Source organism: Micromonospora sp. NPDC047753 (genome assembly GCF_040642735.1).
GTDB lineage: Bacteria > Actinomycetota > Actinomycetes > Mycobacteriales > Micromonosporaceae > Micromonospora.
Window position 1 is genome coordinate 1 of the sequence record NZ_JBEYSL010000702.1, and the last position, 2,686, is coordinate 2,686.

5 protein-coding genes are annotated in these 2,686 nt (G+C 68.9%); 1 reads left to right on the plus strand and 4 read right to left on the minus strand.

Annotation, left to right across the window (positions count from 1 at the left end):
• A partial coding sequence (locus ABZ749_RS33390) for a hypothetical protein (RefSeq protein WP_357234983.1) occupies nt 1-187 on the plus strand: 187 nt, incomplete at its 5' end.
• On the opposite strand, the gene ABZ749_RS33395 is transcribed toward ABZ749_RS33390, so the two are convergent.
• From ABZ749_RS33395 to ABZ749_RS33410, 4 genes are all read right to left on the minus strand, one after another.
• Nucleotides 184-828: a histidine phosphatase family protein gene (locus ABZ749_RS33395; protein WP_357234986.1), complete on the minus strand. Its 645-nt coding sequence runs from the start codon at nt 826-828 to the stop codon at nt 184-186. The genes ABZ749_RS33390 and ABZ749_RS33395 overlap by 4 nt on opposite strands.
• Nucleotides 829-913: 85 nt before the next feature.
• Complete coding sequence (locus tag ABZ749_RS33400; protein ID WP_088952055.1) at nt 914-1,333, minus strand: VOC family protein; 420 nt, start codon at nt 1,331-1,333, stop codon at nt 914-916.
• 35 nt (nt 1,334-1,368) lie between these two features.
• A complete protein-coding gene (locus ABZ749_RS33405; protein ID WP_357234989.1) occupies nt 1,369-1,770 on the minus strand; it encodes an AraC family transcriptional regulator in 402 nt (133 codons plus the stop codon).
• An 85-nt stretch (nt 1,771-1,855) separates the two neighbouring features.
• Nucleotides 1,856-2,686: hypothetical protein (locus ABZ749_RS33410; RefSeq protein ID WP_357234992.1), on the minus strand; the 831-nt coding region annotated here is incomplete at its 5' end.

Genomic DNA, 2,686 nt, shown 5'->3' on the forward strand with positions numbered 1-2,686 from the left:
CGCCGACCCCCGGCTCGCCAGCGAGGCGCAGCGACCCACCACCGCGACCAACTGCGCGGACGTGATGAACTACCGCCTCACCGTGGCCGGCAACGACACCGCGTACGTCGACTGCCCGACCGACGAGCCGCCACCGCCCGCCACCCAGGCGGTGGTCAAGCTGCTCCTGCGGACCACCGCGGCCTAAATCAGATAGTCCGGGGGCAGGCCGGTGCCCCGCAGCTCCGGCGGTAGGTGGGCCACGTCGTTGACGGCGATCAGATTCGGCGGGCCGGCCGCGCTGTACCGGATGACGGTCAGCCCCGCGTTGTGCGCGTTCAAGCCCAGCCAGCGCCACTCCGGCGCGTCGAGGGCGTGCCGCACCAGCCAGGCGATCAGGAAACTGTGCGTCACGACCAGCTCGCGGACCGGTTCGCCGCCGGCGGGTCCCTCGGCGACCGGGCCGGCGAACCGTCGCACCGCGTCCGCCGTCACTCGCGGCCCGTCGGCCCGCTCGGCCGCCGAGAACTGCGTCAGGAACTCGGCGTACGCGGGCGGCAGCCCAACCGGGTCCGTGTCGTGTGGGAGGTGGTCGCCGGCCAGCTCCGTCTCGTACACCGGAACATCGGGCAGCGACTTGGCGACCAGCTCGGCGGTCTGCGCGGCCCGGCGCAGCGGCCCGTGGTGGACGGCGGCGAACCGCCGGGCCCCCAGGCGTTCGCCCAGCAGGGTGGCCTGCCGCCGGCCGCGCTCCGACAGGCCGGTATCCGGTTCGCCGGCGTCCGGCCCACTCGGCTCGGAGAGATCCTGCTCGGCATGTCGGGTCAGGTACAGCAGTCGGGTCACCATGACCCCACCTCAACACAACGGGAGGTACGAGTTCGACCCCGTACCTCCCGGTCCTAACGCCGCAGCCCGGCTGATCGCACGCCCTCTACGCCCGGGGGAACATCTGGCCGATGCGGATCCGGTTGCCGAACGGGTCCCGGATGCCGAAGTCGATCCCGTACGGGCGCTCGGTCGGCTCGTCCGTGATCTCGACGCCCTTCGCCACAAGATCCTCGTGCGTCTTGCGGGCGTCGTCAGTGGTCATGAAGAGGTACCCGCCGAGGGCACCCTTGGTGAGCAGCTCCCGGACCTGCTCGGCGGTGGCCGGGTCCAGCGCGGGCGGGCCGGGCTTCTCCAACAGGATCTCGCGCTCCGGGTCGCCGGGCAGGTTGACAGTGAGCCACCGCATGAAGCCGAGGTCCTGGTCGGTGTTGACCTCCATGCCGAGCTTGTTGACGTAGAAGTCAAGCGCGGCGTCCTGGTCGAGGACGTAGATCTGGGAGCGGCTGATCGCGTTCATCGTCATGCCCATGACGCTAGACGTAGCCCCTGACCTGCTGCTTATCCAAAACTGCTTGGTCGGGTCCAGGCTTTGGTGAAGCACGACGGCACGTTGGCCGGCGCGACGCGCTGACGCCGGAAATCCGAGGGCGACTCCCCGACGATCTGCCGGAACGTCCGGCTGAACGTGCCCAGGCTGCCAAAGCCGACGGCGTAACAGATGTCCGTCACGTCCCGGTCGGTGTCCAGCAGCAACGACATCGCCCGCTCCACCCGGCGGCGTTGCAGGTAGCGGTGCGGGGTCTCACCGAAGGTGGCCCGGAAGGTACGGATGAAGTGCGCCTGCGAGACGTGCGCGATCCGGGCCAACGCGGGGATGTCCAGAGGCTCGGCGTACGCCCTGTCCATCGCGTCCCGGGCGCGCAGCATCGCCCGGTTTGACTCCTCCACCGCCCGACTCATCTGTCCCCGCCCCGCTCCGCGCTGCTCCGGCCCCAGGTTACCGTCGGGCACCACGTCGTCCGGTCGGGCCGGAACGGCCGAGCTGTCACTTGCGGTAGTAGAAGTCGGCGGCCTCACCAGCGCGTGCCGGCGCGTTGATCTTCAAGGACTTTCCGTGATCTTTCATGGTGGTGGTCAGCGTCAGTTTCGGGCCTTCGCTGGGGCTCAGCTCCACCTTGATCGAGGTGACCCAACCCTGGTCGTTGGTGGTGATCGTGAACGGCGACAGACGTATGCCGATCGAGACGATGCTCGGTGCACCCACGGGGAGGAACGATGTGGCGTCCTTGCCGGTGGGGTCGAAACGGCCCGTGTAGGTATGCGGATCGACGCGGTCCACCGAGGCGATCGACGAGGTGAACGCCTTCAGGCCGGTCGGGTCGACCCAGTCGAAGCGGAGAAAGGGGTCGTCGCGCTTCACTCGCTTCAGATCGACGTGCACCCAGTCCTTGTCGTCGGACGGCCGCACGTAACTGTCGTTGCCAATCACGATCCGGCTCCCCGCCGACGGGTACTTCCCGCCGGTGACCGAGATCGTGGTCTGGAAACGGCGCTTCTTCGGGTCGAAGGCACCCGTGCCGTTGACCTTCTGCCCTTCGGGCAGGTTGCCGCGCACTGCGTACCGGTGGGCAGCCCCATGCGACCGCTGCAATGCCGCGACCAGTTCAGCGCGGACGTCGGGCGTCGGGGACGGCGCGGCGGTGGCGGTGGCGGTGGCCTGAACCGGTTCGTCGGTGGACGTGGCCTCAGTCGCCGGAGTGCAGCCGGCAGCAAAGAACAGACCGCTGGTCAGAGCCAGCATGAGCACAGTGGTGCTCTGTCTCATTGTGATTCCCCCGTTGACCGCCGCCTGATCCCAGCCATGAGCGGATCGGTG

Excerpts from the sequence above, each read along its gene's own strand:
- ABZ749_RS33395 (WP_357234986.1), bottom strand. The coding sequence starts at position 828 with ATGGTGACCCGACTGCTGTACCTGACCCGACATGCCGAGCAGGATCTC.
- ABZ749_RS33400 (WP_088952055.1), bottom strand. The coding sequence starts at position 1,333 with ATGACGATGAACGCGATCAGCCGCTCCCAGATCTACGTCCTCGACCAG.
- ABZ749_RS33405 (WP_357234989.1), bottom strand. The coding sequence starts at position 1,770 with ATGAGTCGGGCGGTGGAGGAGTCAAACCGGGCGATGCTGCGCGCCCGG.